At 71.8% G+C, this 16,538-nt stretch carries 19 protein-coding genes and 1 tRNA gene; 7 read left to right on the top strand and 13 right to left on the bottom strand.

The annotated features are described in order from the left end of the window. The first annotated feature begins 60 nt into the window (after positions 1–60). From ACOBQB_RS23290 to ACOBQB_RS23280, 3 genes are read left to right on the top strand one after another with little or no spacing between them, the layout of a single operon-like run. Entirely contained in the window at positions 61–1,467 is a 1,407-nt protein-coding gene (locus tag ACOBQB_RS23290; protein ID WP_423594076.1) for a sensor histidine kinase, read from the top strand. Continuing rightward, positions 1,464–2,105 carry a response regulator gene (locus tag ACOBQB_RS23285; protein ID WP_423598694.1) on the top strand — a complete coding sequence of 214 codons (642 nt, stop codon included), beginning with the start codon at positions 1,464–1,466 and terminating at the stop codon, positions 2,103–2,105. The genes ACOBQB_RS23290 and ACOBQB_RS23285 overlap by 4 nt, the downstream gene beginning before the upstream one ends. 38 nt (positions 2,106–2,143) lie before the next feature. Next, complete coding sequence (locus tag ACOBQB_RS23280; RefSeq protein WP_423594075.1) at positions 2,144–2,431, top strand: hypothetical protein; 288 nt, start codon at positions 2,144–2,146, stop codon at positions 2,429–2,431. A gap of 198 nt (positions 2,432–2,629) precedes the next feature. Here the strand turns inward: ACOBQB_RS23280 and ACOBQB_RS23275 are convergent, their stop codons facing one another. The 9 genes from ACOBQB_RS23275 to ehuB all read right to left on the bottom strand — a co-directional run bounded on the left by ACOBQB_RS23275 (position 2,630) and on the right by ehuB (position 9,684). Beyond that, positions 2,630–3,274: a response regulator transcription factor gene (locus ACOBQB_RS23275; protein ID WP_423594074.1), complete on the bottom strand. Its 645-nt coding sequence runs from the start codon at positions 3,272–3,274 to the stop codon at positions 2,630–2,632. Then, positions 3,265–4,419, bottom strand: coding sequence for a sensor histidine kinase (locus ACOBQB_RS23270; protein ID WP_423594073.1), 1,155 nt, complete (start codon positions 4,417–4,419; stop codon positions 3,265–3,267). The genes ACOBQB_RS23275 and ACOBQB_RS23270 overlap by 10 nt, the downstream gene beginning before the upstream one ends. A gap of 10 nt (positions 4,420–4,429) precedes the next feature. Further along, positions 4,430–5,119, bottom strand: a complete 690-nt coding sequence (locus ACOBQB_RS23265; RefSeq protein WP_423594072.1) for a DedA family protein — start codon at positions 5,117–5,119, stop codon at positions 4,430–4,432. A 181-nt stretch (positions 5,120–5,300) separates the two neighbouring features. Then, a tRNA-Lys gene (locus ACOBQB_RS23260) sits at positions 5,301–5,374 on the bottom strand. A gap of 55 nt (positions 5,375–5,429) precedes the next feature. Beyond that, positions 5,430–6,191, bottom strand: coding sequence for an IclR family transcriptional regulator (locus ACOBQB_RS23255; RefSeq protein WP_423594071.1), 762 nt, complete (start codon positions 6,189–6,191; stop codon positions 5,430–5,432). A 326-nt stretch (positions 6,192–6,517) separates the two neighbouring features. Next, on the bottom strand, positions 6,518–7,303 hold the full coding sequence (ehuA, locus tag ACOBQB_RS23250) for an ectoine/hydroxyectoine ABC transporter ATP-binding protein EhuA (protein WP_423598692.1): 786 nt from the start codon (positions 7,301–7,303) through the stop codon (positions 6,518–6,520). Between the two features lie 73 nt (positions 7,304–7,376). Next, positions 7,377–8,024: an ectoine/hydroxyectoine ABC transporter permease subunit EhuD gene (gene ehuD, locus ACOBQB_RS23245; RefSeq protein WP_423594070.1), complete on the bottom strand. Its 648-nt coding sequence runs from the start codon at positions 8,022–8,024 to the stop codon at positions 7,377–7,379. Continuing rightward, the gene (gene ehuC, locus ACOBQB_RS23240; RefSeq protein ID WP_423598690.1) at positions 8,021–8,752 is read right to left on the bottom strand and encodes an ectoine/hydroxyectoine ABC transporter permease subunit EhuC; all 732 of its coding nucleotides are present in this window, start codon (positions 8,750–8,752) and stop codon (positions 8,021–8,023) included. The genes ehuD and ehuC overlap by 4 nt, the downstream gene beginning before the upstream one ends. Continuing rightward, positions 8,752–9,684: an ectoine/hydroxyectoine ABC transporter substrate-binding protein EhuB gene (ehuB, locus tag ACOBQB_RS23235; RefSeq protein ID WP_423594069.1), complete on the bottom strand. Its 933-nt coding sequence runs from the start codon at positions 9,682–9,684 to the stop codon at positions 8,752–8,754. Before ehuB ends, ehuC begins: the two co-directional genes overlap by 1 nt. A gap of 97 nt (positions 9,685–9,781) precedes the next feature. Here ehuB and ACOBQB_RS23230 point away from each other — a divergent pair, with 97 nt between their 5' ends. Next, a complete protein-coding gene (locus ACOBQB_RS23230) occupies positions 9,782–10,282 on the top strand; it encodes a DUF3830 family protein (protein ID WP_423594068.1) in 501 nt (166 codons plus the stop codon). On the opposite strand, the gene ACOBQB_RS23225 is transcribed toward ACOBQB_RS23230, so the two are convergent. Together ACOBQB_RS23225 and ACOBQB_RS23220 are read right to left on the bottom strand one after the other, a co-directional pair. Beyond that, positions 10,279–11,682, bottom strand: coding sequence for an amidase (locus ACOBQB_RS23225; protein WP_423594067.1), 1,404 nt, complete (start codon positions 11,680–11,682; stop codon positions 10,279–10,281). The genes ACOBQB_RS23230 and ACOBQB_RS23225 overlap by 4 nt on opposite strands. A gap of 18 nt (positions 11,683–11,700) precedes the next feature. Further along, a complete protein-coding gene (locus tag ACOBQB_RS23220; protein ID WP_423598688.1) occupies positions 11,701–12,657 on the bottom strand; it encodes a D-2-hydroxyacid dehydrogenase in 957 nt (318 codons plus the stop codon). 196 nt (positions 12,658–12,853) lie between these two features. On the opposite strand from ACOBQB_RS23220, the gene ACOBQB_RS23215 reads away from it, so the two are divergent. Together ACOBQB_RS23215 and ACOBQB_RS23210 are read left to right on the top strand one after the other, a co-directional pair. Beyond that, positions 12,854–13,720, top strand: a complete 867-nt coding sequence (locus tag ACOBQB_RS23215) for a maleate cis-trans isomerase family protein (protein ID WP_423594066.1) — start codon at positions 12,854–12,856, stop codon at positions 13,718–13,720. Further along, the gene (locus ACOBQB_RS23210) at positions 13,717–14,460 is read left to right on the top strand and encodes a maleate cis-trans isomerase family protein (RefSeq protein WP_423594065.1); all 744 of its coding nucleotides are present in this window, start codon (positions 13,717–13,719) and stop codon (positions 14,458–14,460) included. Before ACOBQB_RS23215 ends, ACOBQB_RS23210 begins: the two co-directional genes overlap by 4 nt. A gap of 16 nt (positions 14,461–14,476) precedes the next feature. Here the strand turns inward: ACOBQB_RS23210 and ACOBQB_RS23205 are convergent, their stop codons facing one another. Both ACOBQB_RS23205 and ACOBQB_RS23200 read right to left on the bottom strand, forming a co-directional pair. Beyond that, a complete protein-coding gene (locus ACOBQB_RS23205) occupies positions 14,477–14,668 on the bottom strand; it encodes a hypothetical protein (RefSeq protein ID WP_423598686.1) in 192 nt (63 codons plus the stop codon). A gap of 65 nt (positions 14,669–14,733) precedes the next feature. Beyond that, entirely contained in the window at positions 14,734–14,982 is a 249-nt protein-coding gene (locus ACOBQB_RS23200; RefSeq protein WP_423594064.1) for a hypothetical protein, read from the bottom strand. Between the two features lie 190 nt (positions 14,983–15,172). Between ACOBQB_RS23200 and ACOBQB_RS23195 the strand changes: the two genes are divergently transcribed. Further along, a complete protein-coding gene (locus ACOBQB_RS23195) occupies positions 15,173–16,261 on the top strand; it encodes an LLM class flavin-dependent oxidoreductase (protein ID WP_423598684.1) in 1,089 nt (362 codons plus the stop codon). The last annotated feature ends 277 nt before the right edge of the window (positions 16,262–16,538 follow it).

The following is a 16,538-nucleotide window of genomic DNA, read 5'->3' as shown; positions in this document are numbered from 1 at the left end:
CCTAGCCCCCCAGCCCCCAGCCCCCTAGCCCCCCAGCCCTCAACGCCTAACGTAAGGCCCATGGTTCAGGACAGCGCATGGCGCAGCCTTCGGCGGCATGGTTACCTCCTCGGCAGCGCGCCCTGGCGCAGCGCCCTCTACCTGCTCGGCGGCGCCCTCCTCGGCGCCGCCGTACTCGTCGTCGGCACCGCCCTGACCGCCGTAGCGGCAGCCCTGGTGCTCGTCCTGGTCGGCATCCCCCTCCTCGCCGCCCTCACCTTCTCCGGAGTCCCCGTCGCCGCCCTGGAACGGCGCCGCATGCTCCTCATCGACCCCGAACCGGCCCCCACCCCCCACCGCACCCCGGACACCCCCGGCATCCACGCCTGGTTCCGCCTCCGCCTGAAGGAGCAGGCCACCTGGCGCGAGCTCGCCCACGCCGCCCTGTTCGCCCTCGTCCTGTGGCCCCTGGACCTCCTGGTCCTGGCGGCCACCGTCGCGCTCCCCGCCCTCCTCCTCGCCGCCCCCGCGCACCTCGCCGCCACCGGCGGCCCCGGCCACGACATCCGCCCCGCCAAGCTGTGGGTCGTCGACGCCTACCCGGCGGCCTGCGGCACCGCGCTGCTCGGCCTGCTCCTGCTCGCCGCCCTCGCGTACCCGCTGGGCGCGTACGCCGCCGCCCGCGCCGCGTTCGCCCGCCTCCTGCTCGCCCCGCGCGAAGCCGAACTCGCCGCGAGCCTCGCCGAGGTCACCCGCTCCAGGGCCCGCCTCGTCGACGCCTTCGAAGCCGAACGGCGGCGGATCGAACGGGACCTGCACGACGGGGCGCAGCAGCGGCTGGTCGCGCTCACGATGCGCCTGGGCCTGGCCCGGCTCGACACCGCGCCCGGCAGTGCCCTCGCCGAGCAGCTCGCCGCCGCGCACGACGAGGCGGGCCATGTCCTGACCGAACTGCGGGAGTTGATCCGCGGCATCCATCCGCAGGTCCTCGCCGACTACGGCCTCGCCGCGGCGATGGAGGACGCGGCGGACCGCTCCGCCGTGCCCGTGACAGTGTCCGTGGAGAGGGACGGCGTACAACTGCCGCGGCTTCCCGAACCCGTCGAGTCCGCCGGGTACTTCGCGGTCCGCGAGGCCCTCGCGAACATCGGCAGGCACAGCGGCGCGACCAGGGCCCGCATCACCGCCGCGCACACCGACGGAGTCCTGCGCGTAGAGGTGCGCGACGACGGCCGCGGCGGCGCGGACCCGGCCCGCGGCACGGGCCTGACCGGGCTCGCCGACCGGCTCGCGGTCCTCGATGGCACACTGACGGTCACCAGCCCGCTGGGCGGCCCGACAGTCCTGTCAGTGGAGATCCCGTGCCAAGCCCAAGCCCAAGTCCCGGCCCAACCACAACCGCAACCGCAACCCCAACCGCAACCCCAACCCCAACCCCAACCGCAACCCCAACCCCAACCCCAGCCCCAACCCCCCACCCCGGCCTGAGAGTCGTCCTCGCCGAAGACAGCGTGCTGCTGCGCGAAGGCCTGATCGGCGTGCTCGGCCGCTTCGGTCACGAGACAGTCGCCGCCGTCGGCGACGCGGACGCGCTGCGGGACGCCGTGTCGGCGTACGAACCGGACATCGTCGTCACCGACGTGCGGATGCCGCCCGGCTTCCAGGACGAGGGGCTGCGGGCGGCGGTGGACCTGCGGAAGCGGCGGCCGAAGCTGCCGGTGCTCGTGCTGAGCCAGTACGTGCAACGGTCGTACGCCGCCGAGCTCCTGGACACCGGGGACGGCACCGGCGTCGGCTACCTGCTCAAGGACCGCGTGGGCCAGGTCGAGCAGTTCGTCGAGGCACTGACGCGGGTCGCCAGGGGCGGTACGGTCGTCGACCCGGAAGTCGTACGGCAGTTGCTGCGGCGGCGCCGCGACCCGCTGGAACAGCTGACGCCGCGCGAGCGCGAGGTGCTGGCGCTGGTCGCCGAGGGCAAGTCGAACGGCGCGATCGCGGGTGAACTGGTCGTCTCCGAGGCGGCGGTCGGCAAGCACATCGGCAACATCCTGGGCAAGCTGGACCTGCCGCCGACGGACGGAATCCACCGCAGGGTGCTCGCGGTCCTGGCGTATCTCAGGGGATGACACCGACCCGCTCGCCTGAGCGATTACGATCCACTCTCATGAGCGCGCCCGACCAGACCGACCCCCACGGCCCCACCCCCGCCGCCCGCGCCCGCCGCGCCCGCATCGCCGCGGCCGGGCTGCTGATGGCCGCGGCGGCGGTGGTCCTCGCGCTGCGGCTGGCGAGCCGTTCGTCGGTGCTGGTCGTCGGGGTCTACGGGCTGCTGCTCATCCTCTGCGGTGTGGTGATCGAGCTGAGCCGCCGCGGCCGGACGAGGCTCGGCACCTGGCTCCTGGCGGCGGGGCTCGCGGCGGCCCTGGTCATGGACGGCGTAGTCCTGTCGTGACCAGGGCGGTGCGGTGAACGCGCCGCCCGGCTCAAGACTCATCAGGACTGCTAGGACTGCTAGGACTGCTAGGACTGCCAGGACCGACCAGGACCGACCAGGACTGACAGGATCGACCAGACCGACCAGACCGACCAGACCGACCAGACCGACCAGACCGACCAGACCGACCAGACCGACCAGACCGACCAGGACCGCTCAGGATTCCAAATAGCGCAGCACCGCGAGCACCCGGCGACTGTAACCAGTCGTCCGGGACAGACCCAGCTTGTCGAAGATGGCGTTCAGGTTCTTTTCGACCGCGCTCAGCGAGATGTGCAGCTTCTCCCCGATGGCCGCGTTGGTGTGCCCCTCGGCCAGCGCCTCCAGGACGGTGCGCTCGCGTGGGGTGAGGCGGGTCAGCGGGTCGGCGTGCGTGGTGCGGATGAGCAGCTGCCGGACGACTTCGGGGTCGATGGCGGCGCCCCCATCGTGCACCCGTTCCAGCGCGTCGAGGAACTCCTCGACCTGGGCGACACGGTCCTTGAGGAGGTAGCCGACCCGTTCGGCGCTCGACGTGAGGAGCTTCGCCGCGTAGTTGCGCTCCACGTACTGGGAGAGGACCACCACCCCGATCTCCGGCCGCAGTTCGCGGATCCGCACCGCGGCCCGCAGGCCCTCGTCGGTGTGGTCCGGCGGCATCCGGATGTCGGTGACGACGACGTCCGGCGTCTTCGCCTCGACCTCCGCGAGGAGCGCTTCGGCGTCGCCCACGGCGGCCAGCACCTCATGGCCCTCCTCGGCGAGGAGCCGGACCAGGCCCTCCCGCAGCAGGGTCGAGTCCTCGGCGAGGATTACGCGCACGGCAGCTCCGCGGTGATCGTGGTGGGTCCCCCGAGGGGGCTGTCGACACGCAGGGTGCCGTCGAGCGCGGCGACCCGGCTGCCCAGTCCGGTCAGGCCGCTGCCGGAGGGGTCGGCGCCGCCGACGCCGGTGTCCGAGACGAGGACGACGACGGAGGTCTCGTTCCCGTGTACGCGGACGAAGACCTCGTCGGCGGAGGCGTGCTTGGCGGCGTTGTTCACGGCCTCCGACACGACGAAGTAGGCGGCCGTCTCGACGGCGGAGGGCAGCGGCTCGGGCACGTCGTACTCCATGCGCACCGGCACCGCGCACCGCTCCGAGACCCCGCCGAGCGCCTCGCGAAGCCCCAGGCTGTCGAGGGCGGTGGGGTAGACGCGCCAGGCCACCTCGCGGAGTTCGGTGAGGACTTCCTGGGCCTCTTTGTGGGCCTGTTCGAGCAGGGCGTCGGCGCGCTCGGGGGTGCGGCCCCTGCGCGCTCTGCCCAGCAGCATGGCAAGGGCGACGAGCCGTTGCTGGACGCCGTCGTGCAGGTCGCGTTCGACCCGGCGCCGCTCGACGTCGACGGCCCGGACCACTGCGGCCCGGCTGGTGGCCAGCTCGTCGATGCGGCGCTGGAGGAGTTCACGCTCGGAGGGGCCGAAGCACTCGCGGGCCAGCCGCGCGTCCTGCTCGGTGAGGGCGCGCAGGCCCTGCACGGCGAGGAAGAGCAGGGTGCCCCCGAGGACGACCTGGCCGAGCAGGTCCACCCAGGTCATGGAGGTGTGGGTGAGCGACACGGCGAAGATCCCGGCGAGCACCGCGCCGAAGTCGACCAGGCCGACCACGACCGCGCAGAGCAGTCCGGAGTACGTACGGGCCGCGAGGTAGCGCAGGATCTGCTGGTCGGAGGCGCTGTGCTCGGGGAAGGTGTCGCGGAAGAAGACGGAGCGGCGGCGTCGCTCGACCCCGGTCAGTCGACGCGCTCCCGAGGCGAGCAGGGCGTGGGCGCGGGGGCGGGTGCGCGGCCAGAGCAGGAAGGCGCCGAGGAGGGCGCCCGCGGCGACGAAGTACAGCAGGTTCAGCACGGCGGTGAGGCAGCCGACGAGCACACCGGCGACCCGGAGCAGGAACGGGGCGGTCACGGGCTGCTTCACGTCGTCCGACATTAGCGGACCCCTAGTCGCGGCGGGAGCCGCGGCGGTGGCGGGCGGCGGCACCCGCCGGGGCCCGGCCACGGGACCGTACGCGCACGGTCACGTACACGGCGACGGCCGCGAGGGCCAGGACCAGGACGACCTTGGAGAGGACACCCACGTACGTCTCGACGGCGTGCCACTGATCGCCCAGCCAGTAGCCGGCGAGGACGAGCACGGAGTTCCAGACCAGGCTGCCCAGCGTCGTCAGGGCCAGGAAGATCGGCAGCGGCATGCGCTCCACACCGGCCGGTACGGAGATCAGGCTGCGGAAGATCGGCACCATCCGGCCGAGGAGGACGGCCTTGGTGCCGTGCTTGGCGAACCAGACCTCGGTGCGCTCCAGGTCGGAGGCCTTGACCAGCGGGAGCTTCGCCCACAGGGCGTGCATGCGCTCGCGCCCGAACAGGACGCCGATGCCGTAGAGGGCGGCCGCGCCGACCACCGAGCCGAGCGTCGTCCAGAAGAGCGCGGAGAACAGGCTGATGACTCCCTGCCCCGCGGCGAAGCCGGTGAGCGGCAGGATCACCTCGCTGGGCAACGGCGGGAAGAGGTTCTCCAGGGCGATGGCGAGCCCGGCACCGGGGCCGCCCAGGGTGTCGACAAGATCGGCGGCCCACCCGGCGATGCCGCCGGCGGGTTCCTGGGGGAGCGCGAGAGTCATGAGGTCCATAGGGGAAACGCTAGAAAGCGCAGGTCGGCGGGGGTATGGGGGTTGCCGTCGAGTCGGGGTGCGGTTTTCCGCACCCTCCCCGCACCCTCAATGACCGGAGCGGCCGGGGTGGCTGGGGCGGCCGGGGAGTACGCGAAAAGGCGTTCCCGGAGACCGGGAACGCCTTTTCGGCATTCGCAAGTGCGCCGCCAGGGACTCGAACCCCGGACCCGCTGATTAAGAGTCAGCTGCTCTAACCAACTGAGCTAGCGGCGCCTGCTGACAGGTAAATACTACCTGGCCCGAAGGGGTGCTCCTGACCACGGCGAGATCAGATGGCCAGCGACAGCAGCACCGGCGCCGCCCCGCGGTTCAACGTGTCCGCCGCCTCGCGCAGCCGGTGCGCGTGTTCGACCGGCAGGGACAGCGCGAGGCAGCCGACCGAGGAGCCCGCGGTGATCGGAACGGCCGCGCAGACCGTGCCGACCGCGTACTCCTGGAGGTCGAGGACCGGGACCGTGGCGGGCTGGGCGGCGAGGCGGTTGAGCAGGACCCGCTCGTTGGTGATCGTCCGCGAGGTGAGGCGGGCCATCTTGTGGCGGGAGAGGTGGTCGCGGCGGCCGTTCACGTCGAGCTGGGTGAGCAGGCTCTTGCCGACGGCGCTGGCGTGGGCGGAGGAGCGGAAGTCCACCCATTCGTTGACCGCCGGGGTCCGGGGCCCGGCGGCGATGTCGGTGACGCGGACCTCGCCGTCGACGTAGCGGCTGATGTAGACGGCGGCGCCGATGGAGTCGCGCAGGCCGTCCAGGATGCGCCGCAGTTTTTCGCGCAGCGCCTCGTCGTGGTGGGCGGCGGAGGTGAGCCGGCTGAGGCACTGGCCGGAGACGTAGGTCCCATCGGCCGTCTGCTCGACGTATCCCTCGCGGCGCAGCATGCGCAGCAGGGGTGCGAGACGGCCTGCGGGGAGGCGGGTCTCGCGGGCGAGCTCGACGGTGGTGACGCCGGAGCCGTGCCGGGCGGCGACGACTTCGAGCACCCGTAGCGCGCTCTGGACGGAGTCGTGCGGCGCGGTCGCCTTGTGCTTCAACGCCACGGCTTCCCCCTGCGTGGAGCGGTTCCGGACAGTCGGGCACGTCCCACGATAGCCGCCAAGTGGCGCGTAAGGGGCGGCTGTTGGGGAGACGGGCGGCGCGCTCCGGCCCCGTCAGCAGGAACGCGCCACTCTGGCATATGCCAGAGCCATGCCCCGGACATCGTGCCCCGGGCATCGTGTCCCGGGCGTCATGTCCCGGGCGTCATGTCCCGGGCATCGTGTCCCGGGCGTCATGTCCCGGACACCGTGGCCCGGGCGTCATGCCCCGGACACCGTGCCCCGGGCGCGGGGGCTCGGCCGATGTCCCGCGCCCCGGGGCCGGGCGCTCAGAGCACCGCGCCGAGGAACTCGCGGGTCCGTTCGTGCTCGGGCTCGGTGAAGATCTTCTCCGGGGTCCCGGACTCGATGACCCGGCCCGCGTCGAACATCAGCACCTGGTCCGAGATGTCCCGGGCGAAGCTCATCTCGTGGGTCACGCAGAGCATCGTGATATCCGTGGTGTGCGCGATGTCGCGCAGGACGTCCAGGACGCCCGCCACCAGCTCGGGGTCGAGCGCGGACGTCACCTCGTCCAGCAGCAGCACCTGCGGGCGCATCGCCAGGGCCCGCGCGATGGCGACGCGCTGCTGCTGGCCGCCGGAGAGCTGCGAGGGGTACGCGTCGCAGCGGTCGCCGAGCCCCACCATGTCGAGCAGCTCGCGGGCTCGCGCCTCGGCCTCATCCTTGGAGAGGCCGAGGACGCTGACGGGCGCCTCGGTGACGTTCCTGAGCACCTTCATGTTCGGGAAGAGGTTGAACTGCTGGAAGACCATTCCGATGTTCTTGCGGACCTCGCGGACGTGCTTCTCGCCCGCGGGGACGAGCTTGCCGTTCCGCTCCTCGTGGGTGAGGTAGGTGCCGCCCACCTTGATCGTGCCCTCGTCCGGCTTCACCAGCGTCATCAGGAGCCGCAGGATCGTGGTCTTCCCGGAGCCGGAAGGTCCGATGAGTGTCACGTGCTTGCCGGAGGCGACGGAGAAGTCCAGCTCGTCCAGGACGGTGTTCGAGCCGTAGCGCTTGACGACCTTGTCGAAGCGGATCAGCTCGCTGCCGTCGACGGCGGGGTTGGCAATTTCCTGGGAAGTGCTGTTGGCATGGGATGTGCTGTTGGCATGGGATGTGCTGTTGCCATGGGAAGTGCTGTTGTCAGCGGACAAGGCGACGCTCCAAGACTCGCAGAAGGACAGAGGCCGGATAGGCGATGACGATGAAGGCGACACCGACCACGCTGATCGCCTCGTAAGTGAAGGTCGCCTGGCTGTAACCCTGGGCCTGGCCCAGCATGTCGAGCGCGCCGATGGCGGCCATCTGCGGCGACTCCTTCAGCATGATGATCACGTAGTTGCCGAGCGCCGGGATCACCCGGCGCACCGCCTGCGGCAGGATGACGGACGTCCAGGTGCGGCGTCCGGACAGGTTGAGCGCTTTCGCCGCCTCCCACTGCCCGGCCGGTACGCCCTCGATCCCGGCGCGGTAGACCTCCGAGGTGTACGTCGAGTAATGCAGTCCTAGGCCGACGATGCCCGTGGTGAGGGGCGACATCGAGGGGCCCCACTCGGGCACCACGTAGAACAGGAAGAACAGCTGCACCAGCAGCGGGGTGCTGCGGATGAACTCGGTGACCGCCGTGACCGGCCACCGGATCCACTTCTTCTCCGAGCGCTGCGCGATCGCCCAGACCAGCCCGAGCGAGAACGCGATCAGGGTGCCGAAGAACAGCGCTTTGAGGGTGAGCTCCACACCGTCCCAGAAGAGCGGCATGAAGTCGTCGACATGCGACCAGTTCCAGTTCACTTGGCACCCCCCGTACCGGTGACGGCGTCGATCGACGACTTGGCGCGCATCCCGCCGAACAGCCCCGTCTTCTCGGGCGCCTGGCCGACCCGTCTCTTGGCGTGCCGCTCCAGGAGCCGCATACCGCGGGTGAGGGCGAACGCGAGGACGAAGTACAGGGCGAGCAGCAGCGTGTAGATGGGCGCGCTCTCGTTCTTGACGAGACGCAGCAGATCACCGGCGAACGTCATGTCGGCCACCGCGATGAGGGAGACCAGGGAGGTGCCCTTGAGCAGCTCGATGAGCAGGTTGTTGAACGGCGGGATCATCTCCGGCCAGGCCTGCGGCAGTTCGACGCGGCGCAGCCGCTGGAAGGGCGTGAAGTTCAGGGCGATGCCCGCCTCGCGCTGGGCGGGCGGCACCGCGGCGAGCGCGCCGCGCACGATCTCCGAGGCGTAGGCCCCGTAGGTGATGCCGAGCGCCAGCACGCCCGCGAACATCGGCTGGAAACTGATGTTGAACACCGGCGGCACGGTGAACGCGATCCAGAACATGAAGACCAGCGACGACGTGCTGCGGAAGATCTCGAAGTAGGCCCCGGCGAGGAACCGCACGATCCACAGCCGGTTCGTGCGCAGCACACCGATCGGGAAGGCGATCACGAAGGCGAGGGCCGCGCTGAGGAAGGTGACCTGGAGGGTGATCCAGATGCCGGGCAGGAACCAGTTCCCGAAGAACTCCGACGACATCATGAGGAGGCCCCCTTCGCCGGGGGACACAGCTTCCGCAGGGTCAGCTCCGTCATCTCGGCCTCGGTGAAGCCGAACGGCTTGACGATCCGCAGGAGTTCGCCGCTTCTCTTGAGCTTGTGCAGCTCCTGGTTGAAGGCGTCCCGCAGGTTCTTCTCGGACAGCCGGAAGGCGAAGGCGCCCGCGCCGTAGGCCGGCTTGCCGTCGACCTCCGGCTGGAAGGGCTTCGTCGCCTCGACCCGCGGGTGCTGCTTGATCACCATGCGTACGGTGACGTTGGTCGCGGCGAAGGCGTCGACGCGACCCTGGGCCACGGCGTCCAGCCCCGCCACCTGGTCGGGCAGGACGAGCACGTCCTTCACCCCCGCGGCCTTGGCGTAGTCGATCTGCGCGTAGGCGGTGGCGCTCGCCAGCTTCAGGCCCTTCTCGGCGACGTCCGCGTACGTCCGGATGCCGTGCGGGTTGCCCTTGCGCACGACGAAGGAGTCGAGCATGCGGTAGTCCGGGTCGGAGAAGAGGACCTGCTCGCACCGCGTGGGGTTGATGTACATGCCCGCCGAGACCACGTCGAACTGCCGTGCCTGCGTCAGACCGGGGATCAGGGCGCCGAACTTGGTGGGCACCGCCTTGACCTCGGGCACGCCCAGGCGGGGGAAGATGACCTTGGCGATGGCCGGTGCCTCACCGGTGACCTCGCCGTCCTCGTCGATGTAGCCGAACGGGACCTCGCCCGCGACACCGATCCTGACCGTGCCGCTGTCCCGCAGCCGCTCCAGCAGATCGCCCCCCTCGACCTTCCCCTCCTCGGGCACCCGGCTGCATGCCGAGAGCCCGAACGCGCCAAAAGCCGCCCCGCCCGCTCCGGTGAGCAGGGCGCGGCGGCGAACCGCTCTGCCAGTGATTCCCTCGTTGTTCCCAAGTGGTGGAGCCATGGGCGCGCGGCTACCCGACTCGACGCGAGATATTCCGATGAATTCCGGCCCCTGATGCGATCGTTGTGCTCTTGACCCCGGGAGGAGCATGGGATTCATGGCAGACCGATTCATCGAAGTCTCCCTCGCCAGGCGGGGAGTCCAGTGCACGGCCAAGCTGCTCGACGACCGGGCGCCGGTGACCTGCGCGGCGGTGTGGGAGGCACTTCCGCTCGGGTCCGACGTCTACCACGCGAAATACGCGCGCAATGAGATCTACGCCCTTTTCCCGGCCTTCGCGGACCGCGAACCGCCCCTGGAAAACCCGACAGTCACCCCTATCCCGGGAGATCTCTGCTATTTCTCCTTTTCCGGTACGGAATTGGGGACCCCGGCGTACGGCTATGAACCGGAAGCAGAGGTGAAGGCGGGCACCACCGTCGTCGACCTCGCCCTCTTCTACGAACGGAACAACCTGCTCCTGAACGGCGACGTCGGCTGGGTGCCCGGCATCGTCTGGGGCCAAGTCGTCGACGGCCTCGACCGCATGGCCGAGGCCTGCAACGACCTGTGGCGCGCGGGCGCACAGGGCGAGACGCTCACCTTCAGACGCGCCTAGTCCAGCGCGGGCGGCGCCACGCCGCCCGCCCCCGCCTGGTACAGCGCGTGCGCCGCCCGCAGCACCACCGTGTCGCTGTGCCGCGCGCCGACGAGCTGCACCCCGACCGGCAGCCCCTCCTCGTCCACCCCGCAGGGCACGGTCGCCGCGGGCTGCTGCGTGAGGTTGAAGGGGTACGTGAACGGCGTCCACCCCGTCCAGCGCCGGTGACCGGAGCCCTGGGGCACCTCGACGCCGGCCTCGAACGCCGTGATCGGCAGCGTCGGCGTGACCAGCAGGTCGTACGTCGAGTGGAAGCGGCCCATGCGGCGCCCGAGATCCGTGCGGACGTCGACCGCCGCCAGGTAGTCCAGCGCGCTGTAGCGCGCGCCCTGCCCGCAGATCTCCCGCAGCCCGGGGTCGAGCAACTCCCGCTGGACGGGCGCCAGACGCTGCACGACGCGCGCCGCCCCGCTGAACCACAGGGTGTGGAAGGCCTCCACCGGCTCCGAGAAGTCGGGGTCGGCCTCCTCCACGTACGCCCCCTGCGCGGCGAGGGACTCCACCGCCCGCCGCACGGCCGCCGCGACGGCGGGCCGCACCGCGACCTGGCCACCCAACGAGGGCGAGTAGGCCACGCGCAGCCCGCCCACACCGCCGTCCAGGCCCGCGCGGAAGCTCCCCGCCACCGCCCCGAGCTGGGACCAGTCCCGCGGGTCGGGGCCGGTGATCACCTCCATCATCAGCGCCGCGTCCGCCGCGTCCCGCGTCATCGGCCCCACGTGGGAGAGCGTCCCGAAGGGGCTCGCGGGATACAGCGGCACCCGGCCGTACGTCGGCTTCAGCGCGAAGATCCCGCAGAACGCCGCCGGGATCCGCACCGAGCCGCCGCCGTCCGTCCCCAGCGACAGGGGGCCCGCGCCGACCGCCACGGCCACCGCGCTGCCGCCGCTGGAGCCGCCCGAGGTGCGCGAGGTGTCGTACGGATTGCGGGTGACGCCGCAGCGCGGGCTGTCCGTCACGCCCTTCCAGCCGAACTCCGGGGTCGTCGTGCGGCCGATGAACACCGCGCCGTGCTCCCGCAGCCGCGCCACCGAAGGGGCGTCCTCGTCCCACTTCCCCTCCGCGCGGATGGTCCGGGAGCCGCGCAGGGTGGGGCCGCCGCGCAGCAGCAGGAGGTCCTTCACCGACACCGGTACGCCGTCCACCAGGCCCTGCGGCTCCCCGCGCCGCCACCGCGCGGCACTGGCCTCGGCCTGCTCCAGCGCGGCCTGCGCCTCGATCCGCACGAAGGCGTTCACCAGGGGCTGGGTCTCCTCGGCCCGCCGCAGCGCGGCGCGCACCACGTCCACCGGGCTGAATTCGCCCTTGCGGTACCCGTCGACGAGTCGTACGGCGGTGAGATCCGTGAGCTCGGACATCCGGCCTCCTGGTCGTGATCAGTGCCCCGGGACATATCCGCGTTCCTTGTCGACCACGTTCCGCAGTGGCCGGCCCGCTTCCCAGGCGTCGTACAACTCCACGAACTGGGCGCCCAGTTCGTCACGCCAGCCGACCGTGTCGCCGCTCATGTGCGGGGAGACGAGCAGGCCCGGCGCCGTCCACAGCGGGCTGTCCTCGGGCAGCGGCTCCCGTGCGAAGACGTCGAGGGCCGCGCCCGCGATCCACCGCTTCGACAGGGCGGCCACCAGGTCGTCCTCGACGACGAGGGGGCCGCGCCCGATGTTGACGAAGTACGCCGAGGGCTGCATGACGCCGAAGCGCCGGGCGTCGAACATGCCGCGCGTGTCGTCGGTGAGCGGCGCCGCGCACACCACCCAGTCGGCGCGCGCGAGGAGCCGGTCGAGCTCCTCGGCGCCGTGCACTCCCGGGCGCTTCGCGCGCCCCACCAGGGCCGTGGTGATGCCGAGCGCCGCCAGGGTCCGCGCGACGGCCCTGCCGATCGGACCCGAGCCCACCACGCACGCGCGCGTGCCCGCGATCCGCCGCGACTCGCGGTGGCGCCAGGAGCGCTCGCGCTGGAGCTCCAGGGTGCGCGGCAGGTCCTTGGCCAGGGCGAGGACGAGCGCGGCGACGTACTCCGCGATGGGCTGGTCGAAGACGCCGCGCGCGTTCGTCACGACGGTGTCGGACGCGACGAGTTCGGGGCACATCAGGTGGTCCACGCCCGCGCTCGCGGTGTGCACCCAGCGCGGCCGGTGGCCCTCGCCGGGCCAGGCGCGGCGCACCGAGTCCGAGGTGAAGTCCCACACCAGCAGCACGTCCGCGAGCGGCAGCCGGGCGGCGAGGCCGGCCTCGCCGGTGTGCAGGATCCGGGCGCGGCCGGTCAGGACGCCGAGGCGTGGCGGGGCGCCGGCGGCGCTGCGTCCAGGACGAGCACGGTGGTTCCGGACAATGGCGTTCCGCTTCCCTGAAGAGATACGGCTTCCCTGAAGAGGTACGGCTTCTCTGAAGAGATACAGCGCGGCCGTCTGAAAGGTGCGGATTGACCACGCTCGCACCCGAACCTACCTTCGTCAACAAGGCACTGCGGCAGCTCGTCCCGGCCCCCGGCCGGTCCCTGACCACCACGCACGGACTTGGGGCCTGCTCATGGACGTCTCTTTTCTCGGTGGACCACACCCCCAGCGCGGTATCGGTGTCGTCGCCCCTTTCGACTTCGCCCTCGACCGCGAACTGTGGCGCTGGGTCCCGGACGAGGTGTCCCTCCATCTCACCCGCACGCCGTACGTGCCCGTCGAGGTCAGCCTGGACCTGGCGCGCCTGGTCAGCGAGCACGAGACGCTCGCCGGCGCGGTCCGCGCGCTGACCGTCGCCGAGCCCGAAGTCCTCGCGTACGCCTGTACGTCGGGCAGCTTCGTCGGCGGCATCGCGGGAGAGCGGGCGATGTGCGAGGCCATGACCCGCGAGGGCGCGGTCGCCGCCGTGACCACCTCCGGCGCCCTCCTGGAGGCTCTGGCGGAACTGGGCGCCCGGCGCATCGCCCTCGTCACGCCCTACACCTGGTCGGTGACGCGGGCCCTGGAGGAGTACCTCGTTGAAGCGGGCGTGGTGGTCGCGGCCCGCGCGTACCTCGGGCTGACCCGGCACATCTGGAAGGTCCCCTACCGGGACGTGGCCGACATGGCGCGCCGCGCGGTCCAGGGCAGGGTGGAGGCACTCTTCATCAGCTGCACGAACCTCCCCACGTACGACGTGCTCCCGCAACTGGAGGCGGAACTGCGCGTGCCGGTGATCTCGGCGAACCAGGTGACGATGTGGTCGGCCCTGCGTCGGCTGGGTACGCGTGCGGTAGGGCCTTATCAGGCACTGATCGACCCGGGGGCGCGGCCGGGCGCGAGTCCGCTGAATCCGCCGCCCCCACAGGGCCTGCCCGAAGTCCCACCCGCGGGACCATCCGCGGGACCGCCCGCAGGACCATCCGCGGGACCACCCGCAGAAGGAGGAGGCTGGACGTGACGGCACTCGGATTTCTCTACCCGGGGCACTCGGCCGAGGACGACTACCCCCGCATGGAGCAGATGCTCGGCAGCGATGTCCGGCTGCAGGTCGTCCACACGGACATCGGCGAGGACGCGCACCGGGTCGACGCGCTCCTGGAGATGGGTTCGGCCGCGCGGCTCGCCGCCGGCGTCGAGGAGCTGCGGCTCTCCGGCGCGGAGGCGGTCGTCTGGGCGTGCACCAGCGGCAGCTTCGTCTTCGGCTGGGAGGGCGCGCACGACCAGGTGCGGAGCCTCGCCCGCACGGCGGGTCTACCCGCGTCGTCGACGTCGTTCGCCTTCGCCTACGCGGTACGCGAGGTGGGCGCGGCCCGCGTCGCGATCGCGGCGACGTACCCGGACGACGTGGCCGCGCACTTCACGGCGTTCCTGAAGTCGGCGGGCGCGGAGGTGGTCTCGACGCGGGGGAGCGGCGTCATCACGGCGGCGGAGGTCGGCGCCTGGGGCCGCGACGAGGTCCTCGCGCTGGCCCGCGACGGCGACCACCCGGACGCCGACGCGCTCCTCCTGCCGGACACCGCGCTGCACACGGCGGCGTACGTCCGGGACCTGGAGGCGGCCGTCGGCAAGCCGGTCCTGACGGCCAACCAGGTCACGGTCTGGGAGGCGCTGCGGCTCGCCGAGCGCCGGGTGAACGCCCCGGAGCTGGGCGCGCTGTTCACGAGGGAACCGGTGGTCCAGGCCGACGGCACCCCTTAGGGGCTGACGCTCGGTCCTAGGGGCTGAGGATCAGTCTGACCACCGTTAACGTCTGGACCGACCCGGAGACGTAGTACAGGACGATGGCACCCTCGACGGTCGCCTCCCTGCGGTCCTGCTCACCCCGTACGGGTGTCGAGCCGTGGCCGTACGGGTCGCGGCCGATCGTGCGCGCGAGCGCGGCGCGGAACGCCTCGGCGTCGCCCATCTTGGCGAGGGTGTCGTCCGCGGGCGGCGCGTAGGTGATCCGGTGGCCCCGGCGGTGGCGGGGACTCACGACGCTCCCCGCCGCTCGGCCTCGTCGGAGGCGAGCCGCGCGAGCCGCGCCTCTGCGTCCGGATCGGGCACGGCCTCCAGCATCCAGTGCCGCATCACGGCGTGGATCTCGTCGACCCCGGCGGCGTTGATGGCCCGGTCGAACTCCGCGCGCCGGTCCGCGGGCAGGGCGGCGCGGATGTCGGGGATGGTGTTCGGCACCTCGACCTCGACTCCGTCGACCAGCGTCTTCAGGGGATCAGCCATGGCGGGCACGGTACCCGCACGGGGCTCCGGCCAGGGTGCGGGGAATAAAACGGAGCCAGCCTCCTGTTTTCGCTCCCGTACCCATGTGACGTACGTACGCAGTGCAGGAGGCACCCCAGTGACAGTGGACCCGACCGGCGACGGCAACCGCGACGACGGCAACCGCGACGACGGCATCCGCGGTGACGGCATCCGGGGCGACGGCATCCGGGGTGAGCGGCACGGCACCGCGCCCGTCCCCCTGTCCGTCCTCGACCTCGTCACCGTGGGCGCCGGACGCACCGCCACCGACGCGCTGCGCACCAGCGTCGAGATCGCCAAGCTCGCCGAGGCCCGCGGCTACCACCGCTACTGGGTCGCCGAGCACCACTCCATGCCGGGCGTCGCGTCCTCCTCCCCGGCGGTGATCCTCGCCCACCTCGCCGCCCACACCGACCGCGTCCGGCTCGGCTCCGGCGGCGTCATGCTGCCCAACCACGCCCCGCTCGTCATCGCCGAGCAGTTCGGCACCCTGGAGGCGATGGCCCCCGGCCGCGTCGACCTGGGGCTCGGCCGCGCCCCCGGCACGGACGGCGCGACCGCCGCCGCGCTGCGCCGCTCGGACCGGCTGAGCGAAGGCGCCGACGAGTTCCCGCAGCAACTGGCCGAGCTGACGCGCTTTTTGGACGACGACTTCCCGGACGGCCACCCCTACCGGCGCATCCACGCCGTGCCAGGACCGATCCAGGCGACCTCGCCCGGCGGCGTCCAGTCCCGGCACCGCCCGCCGCTGTGGCTGCTCGGCTCCTCCGGGTTCAGCGCCCGCCTCGCCGGTGTCCTCGGCCTGCCCTTCGCCTTCGCGCACCACTTCTCCGCGCAGAACACCATCCCGGCGCTGGACCTCTACCGCGAGTCGTTCAAGCCCTCCGCGGTGCTCGACGCGCCGTACGCCCTCATCGGCGTCTCCGCGCTCGCCACGGACGACGAGAACGAGGCCCGCCGCCAGGTCATGGCCGCCGCCCTGAACATGGTCCGCCTGCGCACCGGCCGCCCCGGCCTGGTCCCCACCCCGGAGGAGGCGGCGGCGTACGAGTTCAACGAGATGGAGCGGGAGTTCATCGCCGGCTGGAACGCCAACGTCATCCACGGGACCGCCGACCAGGTCCGCACCGGCCTCGACGATCTCGCCAAGCGGACGGGTGCGGACGAACTGATGATCACGGGCAACGCGCATGGCGGCGACATCCGCCTGCGTTCGTACGAACTGATCGCGGACGCGTACGGGCTCCCCCGGCCTTGACGCCCCCGCAAGGGGCGCGGGGAACTGCGCGAGCACCCCGTGTCCGCCCGTACGTGCGGGCATGCCGTCGTGGGCAGGCGGGTCTGCGGGGTTTCCTTTGGGGGGATGTGAGGCCCTGTAGGGGGCGCGGGGAACTGCGCGAGCACCCCGTGTCCGCCCGCACGTGCGGGCATGCCGTCGTGGGCAGGCGGGTCAGGGGGGTTTCCTTTGGGGGGGGGGGATGTGAGGCCCTGTAGGGGGCGCGGGGAACTGCGCGAGCACCCCGTGTCCGCCCGCA

Origin of the sequence: Streptomyces sp. G5(2025) (assembly GCF_049542075.1) — a bacterium.
In the GTDB taxonomy this organism is placed as follows: Bacteria; Actinomycetota; Actinomycetes; order Streptomycetales; family Streptomycetaceae; genus Streptomyces.
This window is presented reverse-complemented; position numbering and strand designations above follow the sequence as displayed.